This window comes from Mycobacterium sp. 050128 (assembly GCF_036409155.1).
Classification (GTDB): domain Bacteria; phylum Actinomycetota; class Actinomycetes; order Mycobacteriales; family Mycobacteriaceae; genus Mycobacterium.
Genome location: NZ_JAZGLW010000003.1, coordinates 500,326 through 523,335 on the forward strand (window position 1 = coordinate 500,326; position 23,010 = coordinate 523,335).

Annotated in this window: 12 protein-coding genes; all 12 read right to left on the reverse strand. The window is 64.8% G+C overall.

The window, feature by feature from the left end; genetic code table 11:
• Window positions 1–14 precede the first annotated feature (14 nt).
• Window positions 15–1,025: a dihydroorotate dehydrogenase-like protein gene (locus SKC41_RS23090; RefSeq protein WP_330979981.1), complete on the reverse strand. Its 1,011-nt coding sequence runs from the start codon at window positions 1,023–1,025 to the stop codon at window positions 15–17.
• A complete protein-coding gene (nifJ, locus tag SKC41_RS23095) occupies window positions 1,025–4,609 on the reverse strand; it encodes a pyruvate:ferredoxin (flavodoxin) oxidoreductase (protein WP_330979982.1) in 3,585 nt (1,194 codons plus the stop codon). Before nifJ ends, SKC41_RS23090 begins: the two co-directional genes overlap by 1 nt.
• A complete protein-coding gene (locus tag SKC41_RS23100; protein WP_330979983.1) occupies window positions 4,606–6,231 on the reverse strand; it encodes an NAD(P)-binding protein in 1,626 nt (541 codons plus the stop codon). The genes nifJ and SKC41_RS23100 overlap by 4 nt, the downstream gene beginning before the upstream one ends.
• Entirely contained in the window at window positions 6,228–8,624 is a 2,397-nt protein-coding gene (gene ppsA / locus SKC41_RS23105; protein ID WP_330979984.1) for a phosphoenolpyruvate synthase, read from the reverse strand. Before ppsA ends, SKC41_RS23100 begins: the two co-directional genes overlap by 4 nt.
• Before the next feature lie 600 nt (window positions 8,625–9,224).
• Window positions 9,225–12,878, reverse strand: coding sequence for a trehalose-phosphatase (gene otsB / locus SKC41_RS23110; protein ID WP_330979985.1), 3,654 nt, complete (start codon window positions 12,876–12,878; stop codon window positions 9,225–9,227).
• Window positions 12,875–13,876, reverse strand: a complete 1,002-nt coding sequence (locus SKC41_RS23115) for a 1-phosphofructokinase family hexose kinase (protein WP_330980106.1) — start codon at window positions 13,874–13,876, stop codon at window positions 12,875–12,877. The genes otsB and SKC41_RS23115 overlap by 4 nt, the downstream gene beginning before the upstream one ends.
• A 927-nt stretch (window positions 13,877–14,803) precedes the next feature.
• The gene (locus SKC41_RS23120) at window positions 14,804–16,354 is read right to left on the reverse strand and encodes a virulence factor Mce family protein (RefSeq protein ID WP_330979986.1); all 1,551 of its coding nucleotides are present in this window, start codon (window positions 16,352–16,354) and stop codon (window positions 14,804–14,806) included.
• Window positions 16,348–17,520 carry a virulence factor Mce family protein gene (locus tag SKC41_RS23125; RefSeq protein WP_330980107.1) on the reverse strand — a complete coding sequence of 391 codons (1,173 nt, stop codon included), beginning with the start codon at window positions 17,518–17,520 and terminating at the stop codon, window positions 16,348–16,350. Before SKC41_RS23125 ends, SKC41_RS23120 begins: the two co-directional genes overlap by 7 nt.
• An 8-nt stretch (window positions 17,521–17,528) precedes the next feature.
• Window positions 17,529–19,109 carry a virulence factor Mce family protein gene (locus SKC41_RS23130; RefSeq protein ID WP_330979987.1) on the reverse strand — a complete coding sequence of 527 codons (1,581 nt, stop codon included), beginning with the start codon at window positions 19,107–19,109 and terminating at the stop codon, window positions 17,529–17,531.
• Window positions 19,106–20,665 (reverse strand): virulence factor Mce family protein, encoded by a 1,560-nt coding sequence (locus SKC41_RS23135; RefSeq protein WP_330979988.1) that lies wholly within the window; start codon window positions 20,663–20,665, stop codon window positions 19,106–19,108. The genes SKC41_RS23130 and SKC41_RS23135 overlap by 4 nt, the downstream gene beginning before the upstream one ends.
• Window positions 20,662–21,702 (reverse strand): virulence factor Mce family protein, encoded by a 1,041-nt coding sequence (locus SKC41_RS23140; RefSeq protein WP_330979989.1) that lies wholly within the window; start codon window positions 21,700–21,702, stop codon window positions 20,662–20,664. Before SKC41_RS23140 ends, SKC41_RS23135 begins: the two co-directional genes overlap by 4 nt.
• Window positions 21,699–23,006 carry an MCE family protein gene (locus tag SKC41_RS23145; protein WP_330979990.1) on the reverse strand — a complete coding sequence of 436 codons (1,308 nt, stop codon included), beginning with the start codon at window positions 23,004–23,006 and terminating at the stop codon, window positions 21,699–21,701. The genes SKC41_RS23140 and SKC41_RS23145 overlap by 4 nt, the downstream gene beginning before the upstream one ends.
• Between the last annotated feature and the right edge of the window lie 4 nt (window positions 23,007–23,010).

The following is a 23,010-nucleotide window of genomic DNA, read 5'->3' on the forward strand; positions in this document are numbered from 1 at the left end:
CACCACCCTGTCAATCAGGGTATCTGGTAGTCGGCGCTGCTGGCTTGTTGTAGCGCGCTGACGTAGTCCCAGCGTTCGCGGGAGCTCTCGTCGGCGCCGACGGGTACCGCGAGCAGCCCACGCAGTTCCGCTACGGCGGTATATCCCTTGCGCCCCATCCATTCACCCAAGCCATCGAGCAGCACGGCGGCGTGTTCCGGACCGTGGCGCAGCAGTGCCGACGCGGTCATCACCACATCCGCGCCGGCCAGCAGGTACTTGATCAGCTCCGCAGCGTTCTCGACACCGGTCGTCGCGGCGAGCGACGCGCCGACCCGGCCGCGCAGTAACGCAATCCACGTCAGCGGCAACCGAATCTCCGCCGCAGTGGACAACGACACCCTGCGCACCACGGTGAGGGTCTCTGGGTCGATGTCGGGCTGCAGGAATCGATTGAACAGAACGAGCCCGTCTGCTCCGGCCTCATCCAGGCGCCGCGCCATCTCGCCGGTCGCACTGAAGTACGGGCTGAGCTTCACGGCCACCGGTACGGTCACCGCGTCCTTGACCCGCGCCAAAATGTCGAGGTGACGCTGCTCGACGTCGCGGCCGCAGGTGTGCGGATCGCCGGGCAGGTAGTAGATGTTCAATTCGATTGCGGCCGAACCACAGTCCTGCATTGACCGGGCGTAGCGCGCCCAACTGCCGGGCGTGACGCCGTTGAGGCTGCCGATCACGGGAACTGAGACCGTGCCGGCCGCGCGTTCGAGCAGGCTCAGGTAGCGGCGCGGACCGTAGTCCTCGTCGGCGGCCTGCGGGAAGTAGCTCAGCGCTTCGGCGAAGCCTTCTGCGCCTGCATTGGCAAGGCGTGCGTTCTGCTCCGCCTCGCGGCGCAGTTGCTCTTCGAACAGCGAATAGAGCACGACCGCGCCGACGCCTGCGTCGGCGAGGCGCCGGACGCCGTCGACGGTCTGCGACAGCGGGGATGCCGCCGCCACCAGAGGGTTGCGCAGTCTGAGGCCCATATAGGAAGTCGAGAGTTCCATCAGCGTTCCCGGCGCGCGTCGGCGTGGAATTGTTCGGGACCGCGGGAAGCCATCTCCTCGTAGACATTCCAGCGCTGAGTGTTGGCCTGTTCGGCGAGGCTGAGAAGTCGGTCATACTCGGCCGGATCAGCGTTGGCCAGTGAGCGGTAGCGCAGTTCCCGGGTGCGGTAGTCGGCGAGCGAGATCCGCGGCCGGTGCGAATCGAGCAGGAACGGGTTCTCTCCGGCCGCCCGCAGCACCGGGTCATAGCGCAGCAGCGGCCAGTGCCCGCTGGCCACGGCACGGTACTGCTGATCCATCCCCTGACGCATTTCGATGCCGTGCGCAATGCACTGGCTGTAGGCGATCACCAGCGAAGGGCCGTCGTACGCCTCCGCCTCGCGGAATGCCTGCAGGGTCTGCTGCGGGTCGGCACCCATCGCGACCTTGGCGACGTAGACGTTGCCGTAGGCGATCGCTTGGAGCGCGAGATCCTTCAACGGCACTGTCTTGCCGGCGGCGGCGAACTTGGCCACCGCGCCCAGCGGGGTCGCCTTGGACATCTGACCACCGGTGTTGGAATAGACCTCGGTGTCGAGCACCAGCACGTTGACATTGCGCCCAGTCGCCAACACGTGGTCGAGCCCTCCGGACCCGATGTCGTACGCCCAGCCGTCACCGCCGACGATCCACACGCTGCGCCGGACCAACTGGTCCACCACACTGCGCAGGTCGGCCGTCACCGCGGGATCGAGGCCCGCAAGGCGATTCTTGAGCTCTGCCACCCGCTCACGTTGTGCGTGTAACTCCGACTCCCGCAGCTGCGGTGCCGCGAGAATGGCGTCGACGATCTCGGCGCCGAGGGCGTCGCGTAACTCGGCTAGCCGCCGCTGGGCCAGCTGTGCGTGCGCGTCACTGGCCAACCGGAAGCCGAGCCCGAACTCCGCGTTGTCCTCGAACAGCGAGTTGGACCACGCCGGACCCCGCCCGTCGGCGTTGGTGGTCCACGGCGTGGTGGGCAGGTTGCCGCCGTAGATCGACGAGCAGCCGGTCGCGTTGGCAATCATCAGTCGGTCGCCGAAGAGCTGGGAGAGCAGCTTGAGGTAGGGCGTTTCGCCGCACCCCGCACAGGCACCGGAGAACTCGAATAGCGGCTCCAGGAACTGCGAGCCGCGCACGGTGCCGAAGTCCACCCGGGACCGGTCGTTGATCGGCAGGGTCTCGAAGAAGGCGATGTTCTCGCGCTCGGTGGCCAGCCGCGGCTCGCCGGGAGTCAGATTGATCGCCTTGGTCCCGGTGGTGCCCGGTATGACCACCGGGCAGGCCTCCACGCACAGCCCACACCCGGTGCAGTCCTCGGCGTACACCTGCAGCGAGTACCGCGCGTTGGGCAACCCGACGGCGTCCAGCGGCGCCGAGTCGAACGTCTCCGGCGCGCCCGCCAGTTGGGACTGGTCGTAGTACTTCGACCGGATCACGCTATGCGGGCAGACGAAACCGCAGTTTCCGCACTGGATACAGCTCCCGGCATCCCAGGCCGCGACCAACTCGGAAATGTTGCGCTTCTCGTATGCGGTCGTGCCACTCGGATAGCTGCCATCTACCGGAAGTGCGCTGACCGGCAAGGCATTTCCGCGTCCCGCGATCATCTCCGCGGTAACACTGCGGACGAATTCCGGCGCCGAGTCGGGCACTGTCGGTGCCGGCGTGCGCGTGGAGGTCACCAGGGCCGGCAACTCGATCCGGTGCAATCCGTCCAGTGCGGCGTCCACCGCGGCCAGCTCGCGCCGCAGCACGTCGGCGCCGCGGTCGCCGTACATCTTTTCGACCGATTCCTTGATGCGGGCGATGGCCTGCTCGCGGGGAAGCACCGCAGAGATCGCGAAGAAGCACGTCTGCAGCACGATGTTGATCCGTCCGGCAAGCCCGACCTCCCGGGCGATCCGGCCGGCGTCGACGGTGTACAGCGTCATTCGCTTGTCCAGCAGCTGTTGCTGAATGCCGCGGGGCAGCGCGTCCCAGACCTTGTCCGGCTGATGCCGGCAGTTCAGCAGCAGAGTCGCGCCTGGAGCGGCTCGGCCCAGCACATCGACCTTGTCGAGAAACCGGAACTGGTGGCAGCCGATGACGTTGGCGCGAGTCACCAGATACGGGGCCCGGATCGGGCCCGGGCCGAAGCGGAGATGCGACTCGGTCTGCGAACCCGACTTCTTCGAGTCGTAGACGAAGTAGCCCTGGGCGTGCAGCCGTTCTTCGGCTCCCAGGATCTTGATCGTGTTCTTGTTCGCGCTGACGGTTCCGTCCGAACCCAGCCCGAAGAAGATCGCCCGGACCGTGTCGGGTGACTCGATGTCGAACGACGGGTCGTAGTCGACACTCGTAGCGGAGACGTCGTCGTCGATACCGACGGTGAATCGTGGGCGCGGCTGCTCGCGAGCGAGTTCGGCGAACACCCCGGCGACCATGGCGGGCGTCAATTCCTTGGAGGACAGTCCGTACCGTCCTCCCGTCACGCGCGGCATGACGAGACGTTCCCCGTCTGCTTCCTTGTCGAAAAAGGCCTCGGCCAGCGCCGCGACAACGTCCAGATACAACGGCTCGCCGATCGACCCCGGCTCCTTGGTGCGGTCCAGAACGCCGACCGTGCGCACCGTCGTCGGCAACGCATCGAGGAACGCGCGGGTGGGAAACGGTCGGTACAGCCGCATTTGCACCACGCCGACGCGCTCGCCGCGCTCGGCGAGAGCGGCGACGGTTTGCACGACGGTCTGTCCGCCCGACCCCATCACCACCAGCACCCGCTGCGCCTCCGGGTGCCCGGTGTAGTCGACGATATGCATCGTTCTGCCGGTGCGTTCGCCCAGACGCACCATCAGATCCTCCACCACCCCGGGAACCCTTGCGTAGAAGGGATTTACCGTTTCACGCGCCTGAAAGTAGACGTCCGGGTTCTGCGCGGTGCCGCGAATGAACGGGCGCTCAGGAGACAGCGCTCGTCCGCGATGCGCCCAGACCAACTCTTCGGGCACCAGCGCCCGGAGGTCATCGTCCGACAGCGTCTCGATCGTGTTGAGTTCGTGCGAGGTTCGGAATCCGTCGAAGAAGTGCACGAAGGGTACCCGGGTGATCAGAGTGGCCGCCTGCGCAACCAGGGCCAGGTCGTGTGCCTCTTGCACCGAGGCCGATGCGAGCAGCGCGAATCCGGTCTGCCGCACGGCCATCACGTCGGAATGATCGCCGAAGATGGACAATCCCTGGGCGGCAATCGATCTGGCTGCCACGTTGATGACGACCGAGGTCAGTTCGCCGGCGATCTTGTACATGTTCGGGATCATCAGCAGCAGGCCCTGCGACGAGGTGAAGGTCGTGGTCAACGCGCCGCTCTGCAGGGCGCCGTGCAGAGCGCCGGCTGCTCCACCCTCACTTTGCATCTCGACCACCGTCGGGACGGTGCCCCACACATTGGGCCGTCCCGCGCTGGACCATTCGTCGGCCAACTCGGCCATCGGTGATGACGGTGTGATCGGGTAGATGCAGCACACTTCGTTGAGTCGGTAGGCGACCGAGACGGCGGCCTCGTTGCCATCCACCGTGGCACGTGTCATTTCGGCTCCGGGAACATCTCGATGGCATGCACGGGGCACTGGTCGAAGCAGACGGCGCAGCCGGTGCACTTGTCGTAGTCGAACTTGTAGCGGTGCCCGATGCCGAGTTTGATCACCGCGTCCTCCGGGCACGCGCCGAGGCAGCCGTCGCATTCGAAGCAGTTGCCGCAGGAGAGGCAACGCCCCGCCTCGTAGGTCGCCTCGTCGGCGGACAAACCGCCGACAACCTCCTCGAAAGTATCCACGCGTTTGTCCGGTTCGAGTTCGGGCTGCTGACGCCGCGCGGCGTCACCGAAATACCAAGGGTGCAGCGAGTCGAACGTCGCCGTCGGGTGTTTGGCCGGGCGCGCACCCGTGGTGTTCCGCAACCAGGCGTCGATGTGGTGTGCCGCCTTCTTCCCATGTCCCACACCGACTGTGACGGTGCGCTCACTGGGCACCATGTCGCCACCGGCGAAGACGCCCGCGCAGCCGGTCATCAATGAATCCGAAACGCGCACGCTGCCGTCGTTGTCAAACTCGACTCCCGGCAGCGTCCGCATGAACGCCGATTCCGTTTCCTGGCCGAGCGCCATGATCAGGGTGTCGGCGGCCAGCGTCTCGAAGCGCCCGGTCGGTCGTGGATAGCCCGAGGCGTCGAGTTCCATTACCTCGACCTGCAATTCGGGACCATCGAAGGCGCTGATCGTCCGCAGCCAGTTGATGCGCACGCCCTCGCGTTCGGCGTCGACGGCTTCCTCTTCGTGGGCGGGCATCTGCTCGCGAGTGCGGCGGTAGACGATGACGGCGTCCTCGGCACCGAGGCGGCGGGCCACGCGGGCGGCGTCCATCGCGGTGTTGCCGCCGCCGTACACGGCCACGTGACGCCCGATCGCCGGCCTTTCCCCCGAAGCGACGTCGCGCAGAAATGACACCGCATCCATCATCGTGCCGGCGTCGCGGGCCGGGATGTCGACGCGTTTGGCCAGATGCGCACCGACCGCGACGAATACCGCATCGAAGCCGCCCTCGTCCCGCTCGGCCGCGAGGTCATCGACCCGATGATCGCTGGTCAACCGGACGCCCATGGCCGCGATCCGGTTCAGCTCGACATCCAGCACGTCACGGGGCAACCGGTAGCTCGGAATGCCGTACCGCATCATCCCGCCGGGCACCGCACCCGCGTCGCGGATCTCGACCTCGTGGCCGAGGCGGGCCAGATGGTAGGCGGCGGACAACCCGCTCGGCCCCGCGCCGATGACCAGGACTCGCCTGCCGGTGCGGGTTGGCGGTAGGTCGAATTCCCAGTGCCGCTCGCAAGCCAGGTCGCCGAGGAATCGCTCCACCGAATGGATGGATACCGAGCTGTCGAGATGGGCACGGTTGCAAACGATTTCACACGGGTGGTAGCACACCCGGCCGTGGATCGCCGCGAACGGATTGTCCGTGACGAGCTGACGCCAGGCCTGCTCGTGGCGGCCGGCGGTGGCATGGGCTAGCCAGGCTTGGATGTTCTCGCCGGCGGGGCAACCGGCATTGCAGGGCGGTAGCAGGTCGACGTACACGGGCCGGTGCTCGCGAACCGGTCCGGCCCGGGAGTGCCCGTGCAATAAGTCCGGTAGCGGAGTGAGATCGCTACTCATCGAGCCGGAACGAGTTGCTTTTCCACTTGCAGGATCTGACGTGTGGTCTTGATTACCGTGTCGGGGTTCAGACTCATCGACTCGATGCCGATCCGGACCAAGAACTCGGCCATGTCCGGGTAATCCGACGGCGCTTGCCCACACAGCCCCGAGTGAATCCCGTTGCGGCGACAGCCCTCAACGGCTAGGCGAATCATCTCCTTGACGCCCTCGTCACGTTCGTCGTAGTCGAAGGCCACGATCTCGCTGTCACGATCGACGCCGAGCGTCAGCTGAGTCAGGTCGTTGGAGCCGATGGAGAAACCGTCGAAACGCTTGGCGAATTCATCGATCAGGATCACGTTGTTCGGGATCTCGCACATCGCGTACACCTTGAGCCCGTTCTCGCCCCGGCGCAGACCGAGGTCGGCCATCGTTTGCAGGACGAGGTCCGCCTCGGCGATTCGCCGCACGAACGGCAGCATCAGAATCACGTTCGTCAGACCCATCTCGTCGCGCACACGTCGCATTGCGCGGCACTCGAGCGCGAAACCCTCGGCGTAGGCGGGATGCGCGTAGCGCGAGGCGCCGCGGAACCCGATCATCGGGTTGCTCTCCGATGGCTCGAAGGCTGCGCCGCCGATCAGGCTCGCGTACTCGTTGGTCTTGAAGTCCGACATCCGCACCACAACCGGCTTCGGCCAGAAGGCGGCGGCAATGGTGCCGATCCCTTCGGAAAGGCGTTCCACGAAGAACGCGCTGCCGTCGGGATAACCCTGCGTGAGCCGATCGATCGTTCGACGTGCCTCGGCGTCGTCGACCTTGTCGGGGTGCAGCAGTGCTAGCGGGTGAACCCGGATGTACTCGCTGATGATGAACTCCATCCGGGCGAGTCCCACCCCGTCGTTCGGCAGAAACGACGTCTTGAAGGCGAGGTCGGGGTTCCCGAGGTTGATCATGATCTGGGTTCGCGGCCGCGCCAGGTCGGCCACCTCGGTTCGGTCGACATGGAAGCCCAGCTCACCCCGGTACACGCGGCCGGTGTCGCCCTCGGCGCACGACACCGTCACGACGGCGCCATCGGGCACGCACGTGGTCGCGTCTCCGGTGCCGACCACGGCGGGAATGCCGAGTTCGCGGGCGATGATCGACGCGTGGCAGGTGCGGCCGCCGCGATTGGTGACGATCGCTGCGGCGGTCTTCATGACCGGCTCCCAGTCGGGCGTGGTGGTGTCGGCGACGAGTACCTGACCGGGCTTGAATTCGTCCAGCTGCGTGAGTTTTTCGATCCGTTTGACCGCACCCGAGGCGATCTTCTCGCCGACCGAGCGCCCCTCGGTGAGTACGTCGCCGCGGCCTTCGAGCACATAGGACTCCAGCGCCGTCGCGCTGTGCTGGGAGGCCACCGTTTCGGGGCGAGCCTGCACGATGTAGAGCTTTCCGTCCAGACCGTCCTTCGCCCATTCCATGTCCATCGGCCGCCCGTAGTGCGCCTCGATGGTGCACGCGTAGCCGGCCAGCTCCAAGACGTCGGAATCCGTGAGGCAGAACCGAGCGCGGTCGGACTTTGGTGTGGGGACGTTTCGCGTCGTGTTCTTCGTCTCGCCTTCGACGAGGATCATCTTCACTGCCTTGTCGCCGATGAGGCGGCGCAACACAGCGCGATGCCCGGAGAGATAGGTCGGCTTGTGGACGTAGAACTCGTCCGGGTCAACAGCACCCTGAACCACATTTTCGCCAAGGCCGTAGGCGCCCGTCACGAAGACGGCATCGCGAAAGCCCGACTCGGTGTCGATGGAGAACATCACACCCGACGAAGAGATGTCGGAGCGCACCATCTTCATCACGCCGATCGACAGAGAAACCTTGAAATGGTCGAAGCCCTGATCGATTCGGTAATGAATCGCGCGGTCAGTGAACAGACTGGCGAAACACCGGCGGCACGTGTCCAGCAGACTCTCTTCGCCTTTGATGTTGAGATACGAATCCTGTTGGCCGGCAAAGCTCGCCGTCGGTAGGTCCTCGGCGGTCGCCGAGCTCCGCACGGCGAGACTTACCTCCTCGCCGTACTCCTGCTGAAGCTTGCGGTAGCCATCCAGAATCTCGGTGGCCAGATCGTCGGGAAGCCCCGCGCCGTAGACGATCTCACGCGCGCGCTTGCCCTTACGTGCTAGCGCGGCGACGTCGTCGGGGTCGAGCTCGTCAAGTTCGGCATGCAAACGGTCCCAGGCGCCGGCCCTGTCCAACATGTGGCGATAGGCCTGGGCGGTGATGGCGAATCCGTGTGGGACACGGACGCCCTGCTCGGACAGCTTCTGGAACATCTCACCCAGCGATGCGTTCTTTCCGCCGACCAGCGGCACATCATCGATACCGAACTCCTCAAAAAAGCGGACGTACTTGGATGTGCTCATGACCTGTCCTCTCTTAGCGCGTCAAACAGTCGGCCCGACGTGCACGTCACGCGGTGTCGAACTCGCCCGGTATCGTTGTCCGACAACGCCGCCTGCGATAGCACCACAATTGCCAACCTCGCACAGCGGCAGGCATGGTGCCAGGGCCGAAGGTCACCCGAACGGGATACGAGCAGCTACTCGTCTTCGCCGCTGGGACCATCGTCCGTGCGGAGTTAAATAAGGATCAGGTCCGGGCCGGTGATGGTCACAGCCCAGCCCAGATGCGCCGGGTTGCCGCTAAGAAGCTACCGGCGATTCCTGAGATCACCAGCAGCAGTTGGCCGTTCGCTCCCCAAAGCAGACCGGCCCACAGACCTGCCGACAAGACCGCGATGCCCGTCGCGCCCTCCAGCCGCGGTCAGCGGCAATAGCGGGTATAGCAATTCGCTGGCAGCGTCTTGGAGGAAGGAAACAGCCGACAACACCCAGACATTGCGTGTCAGCCAGCTGCTCGTTCTAACCCGATGAGAGGTCACCGGATCGCTTCTCCCAGCACTCAATCTGCGGATGTGTCCTCGGCCTTGGCGACGCAACGCAACGCATCGATAGCGGCAAAGATCAACCGGGAAATCGGACCGTGGTCCCGGGCATCAGCTGAACGACTCGACCGCGGCATTCCACTTCGACTCCGGCAGCGTCGCGCGGATCCACACTGATGATGACGCCCTTTCCACTAACCCGCAGGTGCAGGTGCAGACCGCGGTAATGGATCGGGAATGCCAGCACGCCAAGTTCTTCCGGCCAGTACGGCGAGAGAATGATGCGGTTGGACCGGGTCTCCATCCCCGTGAAGCACCGCTGCATCAGGTCGACGCTGCCGGCCATCGCCGCCAGGTGGATGCCTTCGGACGTGGTACCGCCCTGGATGTCTGAGACGTCGGACTTCAGCGCCTGTCGAAAGAACTCCATGGCACGATCGCGGTTGGCCCGGGCCAGCACCCAGGTGTGCACGACACCGCTGAGCGTCGACCCGTGCGACGTACGAGCCAGGTAGTAATCGACCAGTTCCGGGACCTTGTCGGAGATGAAGCGGTAGCCGAGGCGGTCGAGCAGCTCGCATAACTCCGTCGCCGACATCAGGTAGAGCAGCATCAGGACGTCGGCCTGCTTGGAAGCCTTGTACCGGTTCACGTCGTCGTCTTCCGCCTCGAGGATGCGGTCGAGGCGCTGGATATTGCCGTACCGCTGCCGGTACCCCGCCCAGTCCAGTTCCTCCAACTCGCCGTATCCCTCGAACTGGCTGATGATGCCATCGTGGAACGGGACGAACATCTTTCGGCTGACCTCGTCCCAACGCTCCAGTTCGTCATTCTTCAGTCCGAGTGTCTCGAGCAGATCGAGTCGATTCGGCAGCGGTAGCAGTTTCAGTGCGTCGAGGGCGCGCATGATCACCCAGACCGCCATCACGTTGGTGTAGGCGTTGTTGTCGATGCCGTCGTAGGGCGCATCAGGGTAGCCCGAGTGGAATTCGTCGGGCCCGATGACCCCTCGGATGCTGTAGCGGTCGCGCTCCTGGTCGTAGGTGGCCCTACTCACCCAGAAGCGTGCGATCTCGGCCAGCAGCTCCGCGCCGTAGTCGATCAGGTACGCGAGATCCCCGGTGACCTGATAAAACTTCCACGCGCTGTAGGCGACGGCGATGCCGATGTGGTGCGCACGAGCGCTGCCGTCGGGGTTCCACCGGCCGCTGCGCGGATTGAGGTGCAGGCGTTGGCTTTCCTCGCGTCCATCGCTGCCGGATTGCCAGGGGAACATCGCTCCGGAGTAGCCGGCCGCCTGGGCGGCGTGACGTGCCTCGGGCAGGCGCCGGTAGCGGTATCCCAGCAGCGACCGGGTGATTGCGGGTAGTCGTAAGTTGAGCACGGGGAAGATGAACAGCTCGTCCCAGAAGATGTGTCCGCGGTACGCCTCACCGTTCAGTCCGCGAGCCGGTATCCCGACGTCGAGATCGCAACTGTTGGGGGAGACCGTCTGAAGCAGATGCAGGAGGTGCAGTCGCAGGATGCGCGATTCGTCGGTGAAGTCTTCGAACTCGACGGACAGGCGTTCCCACAGATGTACCCAGGCACTCACATGCCCGTCGCGCAACTCGGCAAACCTGCCGAGTCGGCCCACCCAGCGCTCGGCATCGACAGCAGGCTCGGATGTCGCGGCATCGCGCCCGGTGAACAGGGTCACGGTCTTCTCCACCGTCACCGTCTCGCCGGATGACAGTTCGATGGCGATGTCATGACCGATTTCTGCTTCGCGGTCGACCAGGCGGTAGGTGGCCGGGACGGCAGTCCCGTCCCGCCACACGACGGTTCTCGCTGCCATGGCAATCGGAATGCGCGATTGGGTGGTCTGAACTGACAGCAGTACGGAATTGCCGGAGATCTCCCGCTTTTCCAGCAACCCGAGATGATGGCTGGCCAAATCGCGATACCGCTCGACGAGCGAATTCGTCACGTTGCCGTCCAGCGTGGAGCGAATCTCGATGGTCCCCGACCAATCCTCGGCGAGAATCGTCGTCTGCAGGGCGCCGACGTGGGGCATGTGCATCGCGGCAAATCGTCGCTGGGTAAGCGAACTGGTGCGTCCGGCGTCGTCGCGGAAGCGCACCTCCCTGGTCAGTATCGCGCCGCGTAGGTCGAGGTGCTGCCGGTAGGACAGCACGTTCACCGCGTCGATGTCGAACCAGCTGCCGCCGTCGACGCGGAAGGTCAGCGCAAGCCAGTTGGGCAGGTTGACCAGGCTCTCGTTGTCGATTTCGGTGCCCGATACGTCGTCGACGAGGCGGTTGTAGACGCCGGCGGCATAGGTGCCGGGATAGTGCACCTGGTCGGCTTCCGCTTCGGGCGCAGCGCCCCGAGTGGCGAAGTAGCCATTTCCTACCGTGCACAACGACTCACGAAGCTTCTCGCTCTGCGGGTCGTACCCGTCATAGGTGAAATCCCATGCCGTGGAAGACTTCTCACGTTTAATCGCTAGCCAATTCGATCCGCGCTGCACGAACTCCCGCACCTCATCGGGACTCTGCAGAGCGAAACGGGCGGCCGTCTTTCGGTCGCCATCCTCGTCGTGGCGCACGACAATCCCGATGCCGTCGAATTGGACTGCGTCGAAAGCGTCTTCGTCGGAGAGGTCGTCGCCGATGTAGATCGGCAGCAGGGAACCCGTCGCGTCGATGCGATCGCGAATCCAGGCCAGCGTGGTCCCTTTGTCCCAGTCGATGTCGGGCCGCAGCTCGACCAGCATGCGCCCGTTGGTCACGCGTAGGCCGTCCCGCTGTCCGAGCTTGTGTGTGGCAGAGATGATCGCGCCGATGTGCTCCGGCGCGACCTCGCGGTAGTGGACCGCGACGGCGAAGCGCTTGTGCTCCACTCGCACTCCGGGAATTTCCGCCAGGCTCTTGCCTAACTCGGCAGCCGCACCCTCGAGCACATCGACGGCGGCGGCCGCCGCTTCGTTGCGATGGTAGGTGCCGTCCGGTTCGGTTAGCTCAAAGCCGTGACTGCCCGCGTACCAGATACCCGGTACCGGTACCCGGGCGCGGATATCGGCGAGGTCGCGGCCGCTCAGTATGGCGACAGGGCATTGCGACGCCAAGCTTTCCAGCGCCTCGGCGGCTCCGTCGACGAGGGTGGCGGCGCCGGGATCGGCAACGATGGGGGACAAGGTTCCGTCGTAGTCGATGAACAAGACCGGTTCTCGCGCGCTCAGAACACCGATGACCTGACCGTATGACTCCACCGCATCGGGGAGCTTCGAGATCCGCCTGTCACCCGCGCGAACCGCGACGTCCTCCAGATCCGCAACCACCACGTCGGCGCCGCGCTCCAGCAACCGGTCGGGATTCCCGGAGCCGTCGACACCGATGACAAGCGCGAAACCGCCGTCCTGAGCCGCCGCGATCCCGGCGCCGGCGTCGTCGACGACGACGGACCGTTGCGGGCGCGCTCCGAGTCGGCGAAGTGCTTCGGCAAGGAACGCGGTGGGGACGCCGTCGACAAAGGCGCCGAAGAGATCATCAATCCCAGCGGATTTCAAGAGTTGTTCACCGCCCAGGCGCAACGAATATGCCGCCGTGGCGACTCCTGCCTCGAGCAGTTTTCGCACCAGGTTGATCGTCGAGTCGAGCACCGGAACACCGTCAGTGTCGGTCAGCACGGCGTCGAGGTTGAAAATCACGGCGTCGTGGTAGCGCGGGTCCACGGTGACCGGCGCCGTCATCGCGATGTCTTTACTCGAGCGGACAACCATTGGGCGGGATCGATATCTACGGGGTCGGCGACCATCTCGAAGAGCCGCTCGACATCTTCGCGGAGGCAGTGCGCGGTGCCAGGCGTCAGCAGCATGGCACCGCCGGCCGCGATGCCCAGTCGCACCGCCTTGTCGAGTTGCCAGCCGCGCTTAAGGCCGACGGTGATACCGGCGGTCATGGCGTCCCCGGCGCCCACACCGCTGCCGGAAGGCACCTCTACAGCTGAATAACGTTGGCTTCCAAGCGGTGTGGCGAGCAGAGCGCCCTCAGACCCGAGTGACACGACGACGAATTGGGCGCAGCCGCGGTCGATGAGTTCGTGTGCCGCGGCGAGCTGCTCTGATTCGCTGATGAGTTCTCGTCCGACACATTCGCGTAGTTCTCGCACGCTCGGCTTGAGCAGGTAGACGCCGGAGGAGACATGTCGCAGTCCGGCCCCTGACGTGTCGAGAATCAGCGGTGCATCGCGCTCGCGACAGATGTCGGCGACCCGCTGATAGAAGTCGGCAGGCGCTCCGGGCGGCAGGCTGCCGCTCGCCACTACGAAGTCCGCGGATCCTGCTGCGGCGCTGAGCGTGTCGAGGCACTCGGTCAGCTCGACGTCGGTGAGCCGCGGGCCTGGGAGCACGAATCGGTACTGCTTTCCGGTGCTGTGCTCGTCCACGGTGAAGCTTTCCCTGGTGGAATTAGTCACGCTGATCCGCTGCACCGGAACCCCGGAGGCAGCGACAAGATCAGTCACCTTGTCGCCGGCATGGCCGCCCGCTGGAAAGAGCGCCAATACCGACTCGCCGAGCACGTGGGCGATTCGCGCGACGTTGATTCCGCCGCCGCCGGGATCGTAGCGGGGCAGCCCGCAGCGCATTTTGTCGGTGGGGATGACCCGATCGGTGGCCGTGGTGATGTCGAGTGCCGGATTCATGGTCAGGGTAACAATTCTGGTTCCCGACTTCGCCGGTGCCTTCATTGCCATGAGTTCTGCCTTGTCGGAAGTGTAGTTGAGCTGCACCCCGAATCCGACCAGTTCAGGGACACCGGCAATAGGGACGGAAGTCCCGCGTCCGGGGGCCGTTCGTCGGCGCTGAATTCAGCGACGGTCCGGATGCTGGGTCTGCTGGTGTGTCGGGGCCATCGGCCGTCACGCTGAAGACACTGATAAGGGTCGTTGTTCCTGGGCTGACACGATGCGAGCAACCAGCTCGCCGCCACGGATGACCTCAATCGTCTGCCCTGCCGCAACCCTGTCGAAGTAACGCCCCGCACGCTTTCGCAATTCGTCAAGCTCGATTTGCCGACCACCGCCCGCCGGGATCGCCGTTATCCTCGAGTCATCGGCCGACACGATCCGCGCCAATAACCTGCCGCCACGGACAACATAAATCGTCTCCCCTGCCGCAACCCGATCGAAGCACCGCCCGGCACGCGTTCGCAGTTCGTCAAGCCCGACCCATCCGCCGGTGTCCGGTCCAACGGGTTTGACAGATCCCGCCGGAATCGGAGCCACTCTCCAGTCGCCGACCGACACGATCCGTGCCACCAACTTGCCGCGACGGACGACATCGATCGTCTCCCCGGCGGTAACTCGCTCAAGATACCCACACGTGTTACTCCGGAGTTGGCCCAGGCCAATCACTTCCGGCATTGTGCTCCGATCTCTGCAGTTCAGCGGCCGCGGTTGCACCGCGCACTCGGAGCGTTCCGGCGGTTCCGCGCGGTCGCCTCAAGTATATGACTGTACGTGCGGTCAGTGTCAACGTTCCGAGGTTAGCGAAGAATTCGTACGACGAGCTGTGCGTGCCGAGCAGTGGCGCGCCGCCGACCGGGTGCGGGATTTGGGCGAAAAGCATTGCAAGTGAGAATGATTGAACGCGCGCAACACGGTGACGACCTCGATTCAGCCGGGTGGTGTCAGCATGTCCTTCCATCCGTCGTCGCCTGTCTTACTCGAATTTTCGACTGTGTACTTGACACCGTCGGGCCCCACCAGTTCACCGCTCTGTGGACTGTAAACGGCCGGGGGAGGCCCGGTGGGCGTATAGACGCAGGGATTTGGCTGCTGCCCATTGCACTGGACGGTCCCCGATCCCGGCCGTTGCAGCACATCGCTGATGGGAGGTGGTGTCCCCGCCACCCTGTCGGACGGTGCTGGGTTGACGCCGTTGTTGATCGACGGCGCGGGTATCACCTGACCGGGTTTCACCGGCTGGTCGCAGCGCGCCGCGGGCGCCGGGCAGGTCAGGATCTGGTTCGGGTCGCCATACCACGGGTTGGTGCCCGACGGGACGTATGGCTTGGGGTCGCGACATTCGCGCGGCGTTGCGGCGCGTTTACCCGGGACGTCTACGCACGGGATGTTGCGGGCCCCGCGCACGGCGTTGGCGGGAGTGTCCTGCGGGATTTTGCAATAGGTTCCCGAGGGCATCGGCGCCAGGCTGGTGTCCGCCGGAGACCGCCACTCAGCTGCCGGGAGGAAGCCGGTCAGGCACGGTGGGGGCTGGTTGATTGTCAGCGAGGTACCAAGCGCGGCGTAGCCGGGGAAAGGCGTTGTCACTGTTTGGCCTTCGGATGCGCCCTGTGGATAGGCCACCAGCAATTGCTCGACCCCCTTGTGGTAGCGCTTGAGCATATCCAGCACGATCTCCAGATTCGCCAGGGTCTGCGGCAGCGACTCGCGGACGTCGCTGAACACCGCATCGACCTGATCGGCGGTCGGTGCGGCGTGAGTCAAGATGCTTTGCACGTGCTGGTCGTTTTCGGCGCTCTGCGCGGCCAGGATGTCCAGGTTGTGCGACCAGCGCTGGATCGAATCACCCGAATTGACTTGGCTGTCGATCAGCGGCCCGGAGTTTTGGACGATGTCGTTGACGTCGCCGATGTTGGTCTTGAAGTCGCCGGCGATCGCTTGCGTCGCATCGACCAGTCGTTGCAGTGCGGGGCCCAAACCGCCGACCGCTTGGGCTGTTTCGTCAAGCAACGATGCGATCTTGTCCTTGGGCAGCACAGCGAGTCCGCGATTAGCGGCGTCTAGCGCCGGCCCGATCTCCGTGGGCACGGTGCCCTTGCTGATGGTCTGCCCCGGCGAAAAGTATTGGCCCGGGTTGCCTACCGACACCAGGTCCAGATATTGCTCACCGACGGCCGACACCGAATGTACGTTCGCCGACGCGTCAATCGGGATCTTGTAACTGTTGGCGATACTCATCGTCGCCCGCGCGCCGGTCTCGGTCGGCTCGACGGCGGTGACCGTGCCGATGGTCGCGCCGCGATAAGTCACGTTTGCCGTCTTGTACAGACCGCCCGAAGTGGGCAGGTCCGCCTTCAACGTGTACTGGCCAATCCCCGCTGCACTGGGAATCTGTAAGTAGTACCAGCCCAACACAATTGCCGTGAGCACACTCAGAATGCTGAAGATGATCAGCTGGCGCCAGATGAAGCGGGTCAACATTGCCTGTCGGCCCTTTCGACCAGTGGGCCGCCCGGGGCGTCGTTAGGGTTCGGCGTGTAGCGGACATCCGGGATCATCGTTTCGGGGTCGCGGCCCCAGGCTTGCTCGAGCGCGCGCAGCGCTCCGGAGAATCCGGTCCCGGTGAGGATGGCGTTGTCGACCGAGCTGAGGGTCAGGTCGAGCGTCAGCGACAAGTTGAAGTAGTCGCCGCGGAACGACTTTGGCACCGCGTCGACGTCGAATGGCCGGACGAGGATCAGCTTGAGTGCGCGGATCAGGTACGGCGCGGCACGGCCCAGTTCTCGCAACGGACACTGCAGCGACAGCAGATCCTGGTGCAAGTCGCTCCGCGAGGCGGACAGGTATTGGTCGGCGACCTGGCTGAGCCGGCCTACCGAGTCGACCGCGTCGATTAAAAGTCTCTGCTTATCGGCGAAATGTTTGATCAGCGGCGGGAATTCGGTGAGGACCCGATCCAGAACGTCGGAGCGGGAGCTTACGTACGTCAACAGCCGGTTGGTGGAATCGATGGCTCTGGTGATGTCTTCTCGTTGCTCGTTGAGTCGGACGGTGAAGGTGTCCAGCTTGCCGAGGAAGGCGCGGATCTGGTCGGCGCGCCCGTTCACGATGTTGTAGACCTCGTTCTGCACCACTTCGAGGTTCGGGACGCCGCCGCCGCGCAAGATCAGCGCGAGACTGGCCAGCGTCTGTTCGGTCGTGGGGTAAGTGGACGAATTACTCAGCGGGATGGTGTCGCCGTCCCGGAGCAGCTCTGGAGACGGGTTGGGTGGTGAGGTCAGCTCGACATGCTGAGAACCCAGGAGGCTTGTCTGCCCGATCTTGGCGGTGGCGTTTTTGGGTAGCTTGACGCTCTTGTCCAGCCGTAGCGTCAGCGTGGCGACCCAGTTCTTCAGTTGGATCGCGCGTACGGTGCCGACAAAGACATCGGCCACCCGCACCCGGCTGTTGTCGTTCAGGGCCAGCGTGTCTGGTATCTGCACGTAGACGATGTAGGAGCCGGGCCCGCTGCCCGGGCCACCGGGCATCGGGACATTCGCGATTCCGTGCCACTTCGCACACGACGTGAGCGCTACGGCAGCGCCCAGTACGGCCAGACCTTGCCAAGCCCGGTGCCGAGTGCGAGAAACCAACGCACGCAACGTGATTGCGCCCCTCACGAGCCTGGCCCTGTCGACGCGGCGGCCACAGCGGGCGGCGGCGGTCCAGCTGGAGTCGGTGCGACCGGTCCCGGGACCACACCCGGTGCGGGCGGCGGGGGCGGGATCGGCACCTGCGGTGGATTCTGCCCGATGACCGGTGCGATCGGGTTCTCGTCGTACGCATTGGGCGGTCCCGGCGGAGTCTGCAGCGTGGGTGGCGGGGGAGCGGTGTCGGCGCCGCCCATCAGTTCGGCCAGAGATTCGGGGGTCAACAGGCCTCCGGTGATCGGCCCCACCTGGGTGCCTTGCATCCCCGGCGCGACAACCCAGCCGGGCTGCGTGTTGCGGTGCGAGAACGGGGTGTCGGGCACCCAAATCCCCGGCACCGTGGTGTCCTTGTACCCGCTCGGCGGCTGCAGCCGCGGCTCGGAGTAGGCGACTTCCTTGGGTAACGTTTCGGCCGTGCTGAACAGGTTCAGCCCGAACGGCAAGTAGTTGAACTTGATCGCATCGAGAACTGGCGCCAGGTATTGCGCACACAGTTCGGCGGATTCCTGATAGCCCAGCCGGCTGCCGGCCTGAATCATGCTGCACATGAACTGCATTGGATTCGCGAAGTTGGGGATTGCCGGGATGGACATGACCGCGCCGTGTGCGGGGTGGTAGATCTGGCTGAGGTTGGTCTCTAGCGTCGGCAGGACGTGCAGGGCCGTCTCCAAACCATTCAGCGGCTCCGGTTGGACCAGCGTGGTGGTCAGGTTGGCGAGGTTGTCGACGTCGTGCGCGAACACCTCTCGGTTCTTGGCCAGGAACGGGCGCAATGTCGAGAGCAGGCTGTCGAACTGCTGTATCGCATTTGCGAGGTCCGCGTTAGACCCGGTCAATCTGTCGGTGAACTGGGCGAGGTTGCGATTCAGCGCAACAAACTGCTGGTCGTCTTTGTGCAGGGCGTTGACAAACAGCGCGAGGCTGCGCACCACCGCGAAGAAGTCGCCACGGCCCTGGTTCAGCGCAGTGAGCGCCTGCGACAGGCTGTTCAGCGTGGTGTTGATCTGCTTGCCCTTGCCGGCCAGCCCGTCGGCGAAAGCCTCGACGAGGTCACCGAAGGGGCCCTTGGGCTGCTCGGGCGTCGGGCCGAGCTTGTTGATGGTGTTGGCGACGCTCTCGCGCAGTTGGTCGAACTCCGTCGGCACTTCCGTGCGCTCGATGGGGATCACTGCGTTGTCGCCCATCACCGGGCCACCCTTGTAGGGCGGCTCTAACTGAATGCTGCGCGACGCCACCAGTGTTGGGCTCACGACCACCGCGGACGCGTTGGCGGGCACCTTGTATTTGTTGCTGTAGTGGAACGTCACCTTCATCTTGCCGCCGGCCGGCTCAATCTTGTCGACTGAACCCACGCGGACGCCCATGATCTGGACTTTGTCGCCGGAGTAGAGCGCGTTCGCCGCTGGGAGGTAAGCGACCACGGTGTTGGTGGTCAACTTCTGGTAAAGCTGCCAGCCGACGAATCCTGCGACAAGGGCCAGCACCACTACCATCGCTCCGATGACCCTGCGGGGCCGCATGTTGCGGAAAGCAAAGATGCTGCTCAATTCTGACTACCTCCCGTGATGCCGCTACCGCCCGTGCCGCCCGGGTTGATGAAGGGCGCCGGCAGCTGCTGTCCGGGGCCCGGAGCCGTCGGTGGCCCCGGAGGAAGCCCCGGCGCGAACGCCGACGGTGGTGGGGTGGGGCCGGCCGGTTGCAGGCCTTCGGTGCGCGCACCCGGCGGTGCGTTGAGCGGCAGCGGCACCGGTGTGCCGGGGACGACCGGAGGCGGCTCGCCTGGCCGCCCGGCGATCGGGATTCCCGGCGTCGGTGGCAGCCCGTTCGGGTTGGGTGGCGACGACTGCACGTCGGTCGGTGCCGGGAAGTTGCCGCCGAACGGGCCGGCGTCTACCCCGGTGCAGGGCAGCGGATTCCATGGCCGCGGCGGCGCGCCTGGCGCCGGTACGTACGAACACGCTGTTCCCGGTGGGACGGCCGGTCCCGGATGATCCGGGGTGCCTTCCAGTACCGGGGGAGCGGGCGGTGGCGCGCCGTTGGGGAACCGGGTGCCGTTGGGGTCGGGCCAGCGGAACGCGGGCAGGCCGGCGTTGCGCCAGAAGTCCTCCGGGTCGATGCCACGCTTCTTGAAGGCGGCGTCGACAAACGGCTGCAAGACCCAGTACGGAAGAAGATTGGACAGGACTATCTTGAAGTACGGTCCGGACGCGACGGATTCGCCGAGCGACGCCGCGAATTGGCTTACATACGTGAGGGTTTGAGCCAGGTCGTCCTTGCGTGCCACCAGCACGTCGCTGAGGGCGCGCAACTGTTCGAGCACGTGATTCAGGTTCGGGTTGTCGTTGATGAATCCCTGCACCTGCGCCGAGAAGGCGGAAATGTTCTGCAGCAGGGCGTCGATGGCCTGGCCGCGTTCGTTGAACGCGGACAGCAGCGTCTTGGCGTTGACGAGCAGTCGGTTGATCTGCTCGCTGCGGTCACCGAGCACGCTGGCAACCTGGTTGGCCTGAGCGAGCAGGTGCTTGATCTGTTCGTCGCGCTTGCCGATGGTGTCGGAGAATTTGGCCAACCCGTCGAGAGCGGGGCTCAGATGTGGGTAGGTCTGATCGATGGTCTGCGACAACACATTCAGCGACTGCTTGACGCTGCCGATGTCCCAGCCCGCGGCGGCCTTGTTGACGTCGAAGACCGCGTCATAGAGCTGATAGGGGGTGGTGCTTTGGCCCAGCGGCAACACGCCCCCGGGCGGCAACGTGTGGTTTCCCCGCGGCTCGATCTCGAGCACCTTCTTGCCCAGAATGGTGTCGGTCTTGATCGCGAGCCGGCTCTCGGTGCCGATGGTGTTGGGGCCGATCGAGAACTTGATCACGACGTGGTCGCCGTCGATGTCGAGCGCCTGCACCGTGCCGACATTCACGCCGGAGATGCGTACCTTGTCGTTCTTGTTCAGTTGACCGGTGTCGGCGAACTGCCCGTAGTAGCTGGGGCTGGCGAACAGCATCGGGACACTGGTGAAGCTCTGGCCGACGGCCACAACGAGCACCAACACGCCGATGCCCATCAGCCCGGCGCGGCCGCGGTTGAAGTCAGTCAGGGTTCTCATTGCGGCGTGCACCTACCCGTGGGCTGCTGCCAGATCCGGACGGTGCGGACCGGGCCACCGGCCTGCAATCCGTTCCACTTGATCGTGAGGTCGCAGAGGTAGAAGTTCACCCAGTCTCCGTAGAGGCCGATGCTGCGTCCGATCAGGTTGAGCGCGGTCGGCGTTTTGCGGATCAGATCGCTGAGCTGATCGCTTTGGTCAACCAGCGGCTGCTGAAGAGCCTCCAGATAATTAATCTCCTTGTGCAGCAAAGGGCGGTTGTCCGCCAGCAGCTCGGCCACCGTTCCGGCGGCGTTGCTGATGTTCGCGGTGCCGGCGGCCAGCGGATCTGCGTGATTCGTCAGCCCACTGATCAATTTCTCGAAGTTGTCGACCGTCTGGTCGAATTCCTTGCGATGCCTGACCGTGGTGTCCAGCACGACGTTCAGGTTCTTGACCACTTCGCCGATCGCCTGGTCGCGCTGAGCGAGGTGCTCGGTCAGCTGCGCGGTCTGCTCGAGGATGTCGTTGATGGTGCCGCCCTGACCCTGAAACACGGTGATGATTGCCGACGCGATGGTGTTGACCTTCTGCGGATCGAGCGCACGGAACAGCGGCTTGAATCCACCGATCAGGGCGTCGAGGTCCAGCGCCGGTGACGTTCGAGACAGCGGGATGAATCCACCTGGCGGCAGGACCCGATTCACGCCCTCACCCTCGCCTCGTTTGAGCTCTAGGTAGCGGTCGGCGAACAGATTGAGGTAGCGGATCTGCGCGGTCGTCGACTGGTAGAGCGGTATCGAGCGGTCGACAGCGAAGTCCACCCGTACCCGCGTGCCGCCTTCGACCAGCTGCACCTTTTTGACCTTGCCGACCTCCACTCCGGCAGCGCGGACGAACTGGCCGTCCTTGAGCCCGGTGGCGTTGCTGAACTCAGCGGAATAGCTGTTGGTGCTGTTGAAGCGCATCTGACCGAACACCACGACGATCGACAGGGTGATCAGCACCAGCACCAAGGAGACGATGCCGAGCTTGATAGCGGAGCCGGTGATTTTCATGGGTTGATCGTGTTGTCCCCGACTTGGCGGCCCCACACATACTCGATGGCGTACGGGGAGCCGGTGTCCAGATGGTTGTACGGTGCAAGGCTGGCGCCGGTGTCCACCACCAGAGACGGCGCCGGCCACAGGTCATGAGTGATGGCCTGCCAGCACCCCGGCGCACCCCCGGGCCCGCCGCGAGCATTCACCCGCGGCAGATTGTCCGGATACACATAGGGATTCGGCGCCCCGCCCACCACTCCGGCCAGCCCGAGGAGCCCCATGGTGGCCGCTGTTCCGGCCAAACCCGGGAGGGTCAGTAGGCCTCCCAACCCTGACGTCAGCTCGGTCATGGTGTGCAGCGCGTAGCCGTTGCCGCCGCCCGTCGTCTCGTAGGCGTGGGGTTCTTCGTCGTAGTAGTTGCGGACGGTGCAGAAGATCTCGGGGCTGTAGGTATCGAGCAGCTGGGCGGTGGGCATCAGATCGGCGGCTCCGCGCTGCAGGTAGGGCCCGCCGCGCGCGAAGAGGTCTGCGCCGCTGTTGCCCAATCCGGCCGCGGCCAGCAACGCGGCATCCAGGTCGGCTTCCTGGCGGTGCAGCGTGCGCGCGGTAGTCACCGAGTTGTTGAGGGCGTCGAACAGATCCGGTGCAGCGTCCGCGTAGGTGTCGCCCAGGGCCGCCAACTGTTGGATGTCATGTCGGATCTGCAGCATCTGCGGATTGATGTCGTCGAGGATGGCGTTGCCGTTGACGATCGACTGCCCGAACTTGTCGCCCAGCCCGGTCAGTGCCTGCGCGGCGGCGGCCAGCGTCAGGTTCACCTTGACCGGATCCACCTTTTCCGTGATGGAGTTAAGCGTCTCGAACAACGTGTTGAACTCGGTTGTCACGGACCTCGCATCGATCACTTGCTGCGGTGTGATGCGTTGCGGTGTAGGGTTTTTCGGCGAGGTCAGCGACACATACTTGTTGCCGAACACCGTGGTGGCCTTGATAACGGCGTCCACGTTGGCCGGAATCAGCTTGACGTACCTCGGATTCACGTCCAAGACGAACTTGGCCGCCGGTATGCCGTCACGCTGGGTCTCCGAAATGCTGGCCACCCGGCCGATTTCCGCGCCGTTGTAGGTGACCTTCGACCCCGGATCCATCACCAAACCCGCCCGGGGAGCCAACATCGTCAAGCGTGTCGTCGGCGTGAGCTGGCCCCGAAACTGCAACCACACGAGCGCCAACACCATCGCGGCGACCACCAAGAACACCGCGGCCGCGGTCTTGTACGGCGGAATACGTGGCGGGTTCTCGTGCACCGGGGTCGTCATGGCG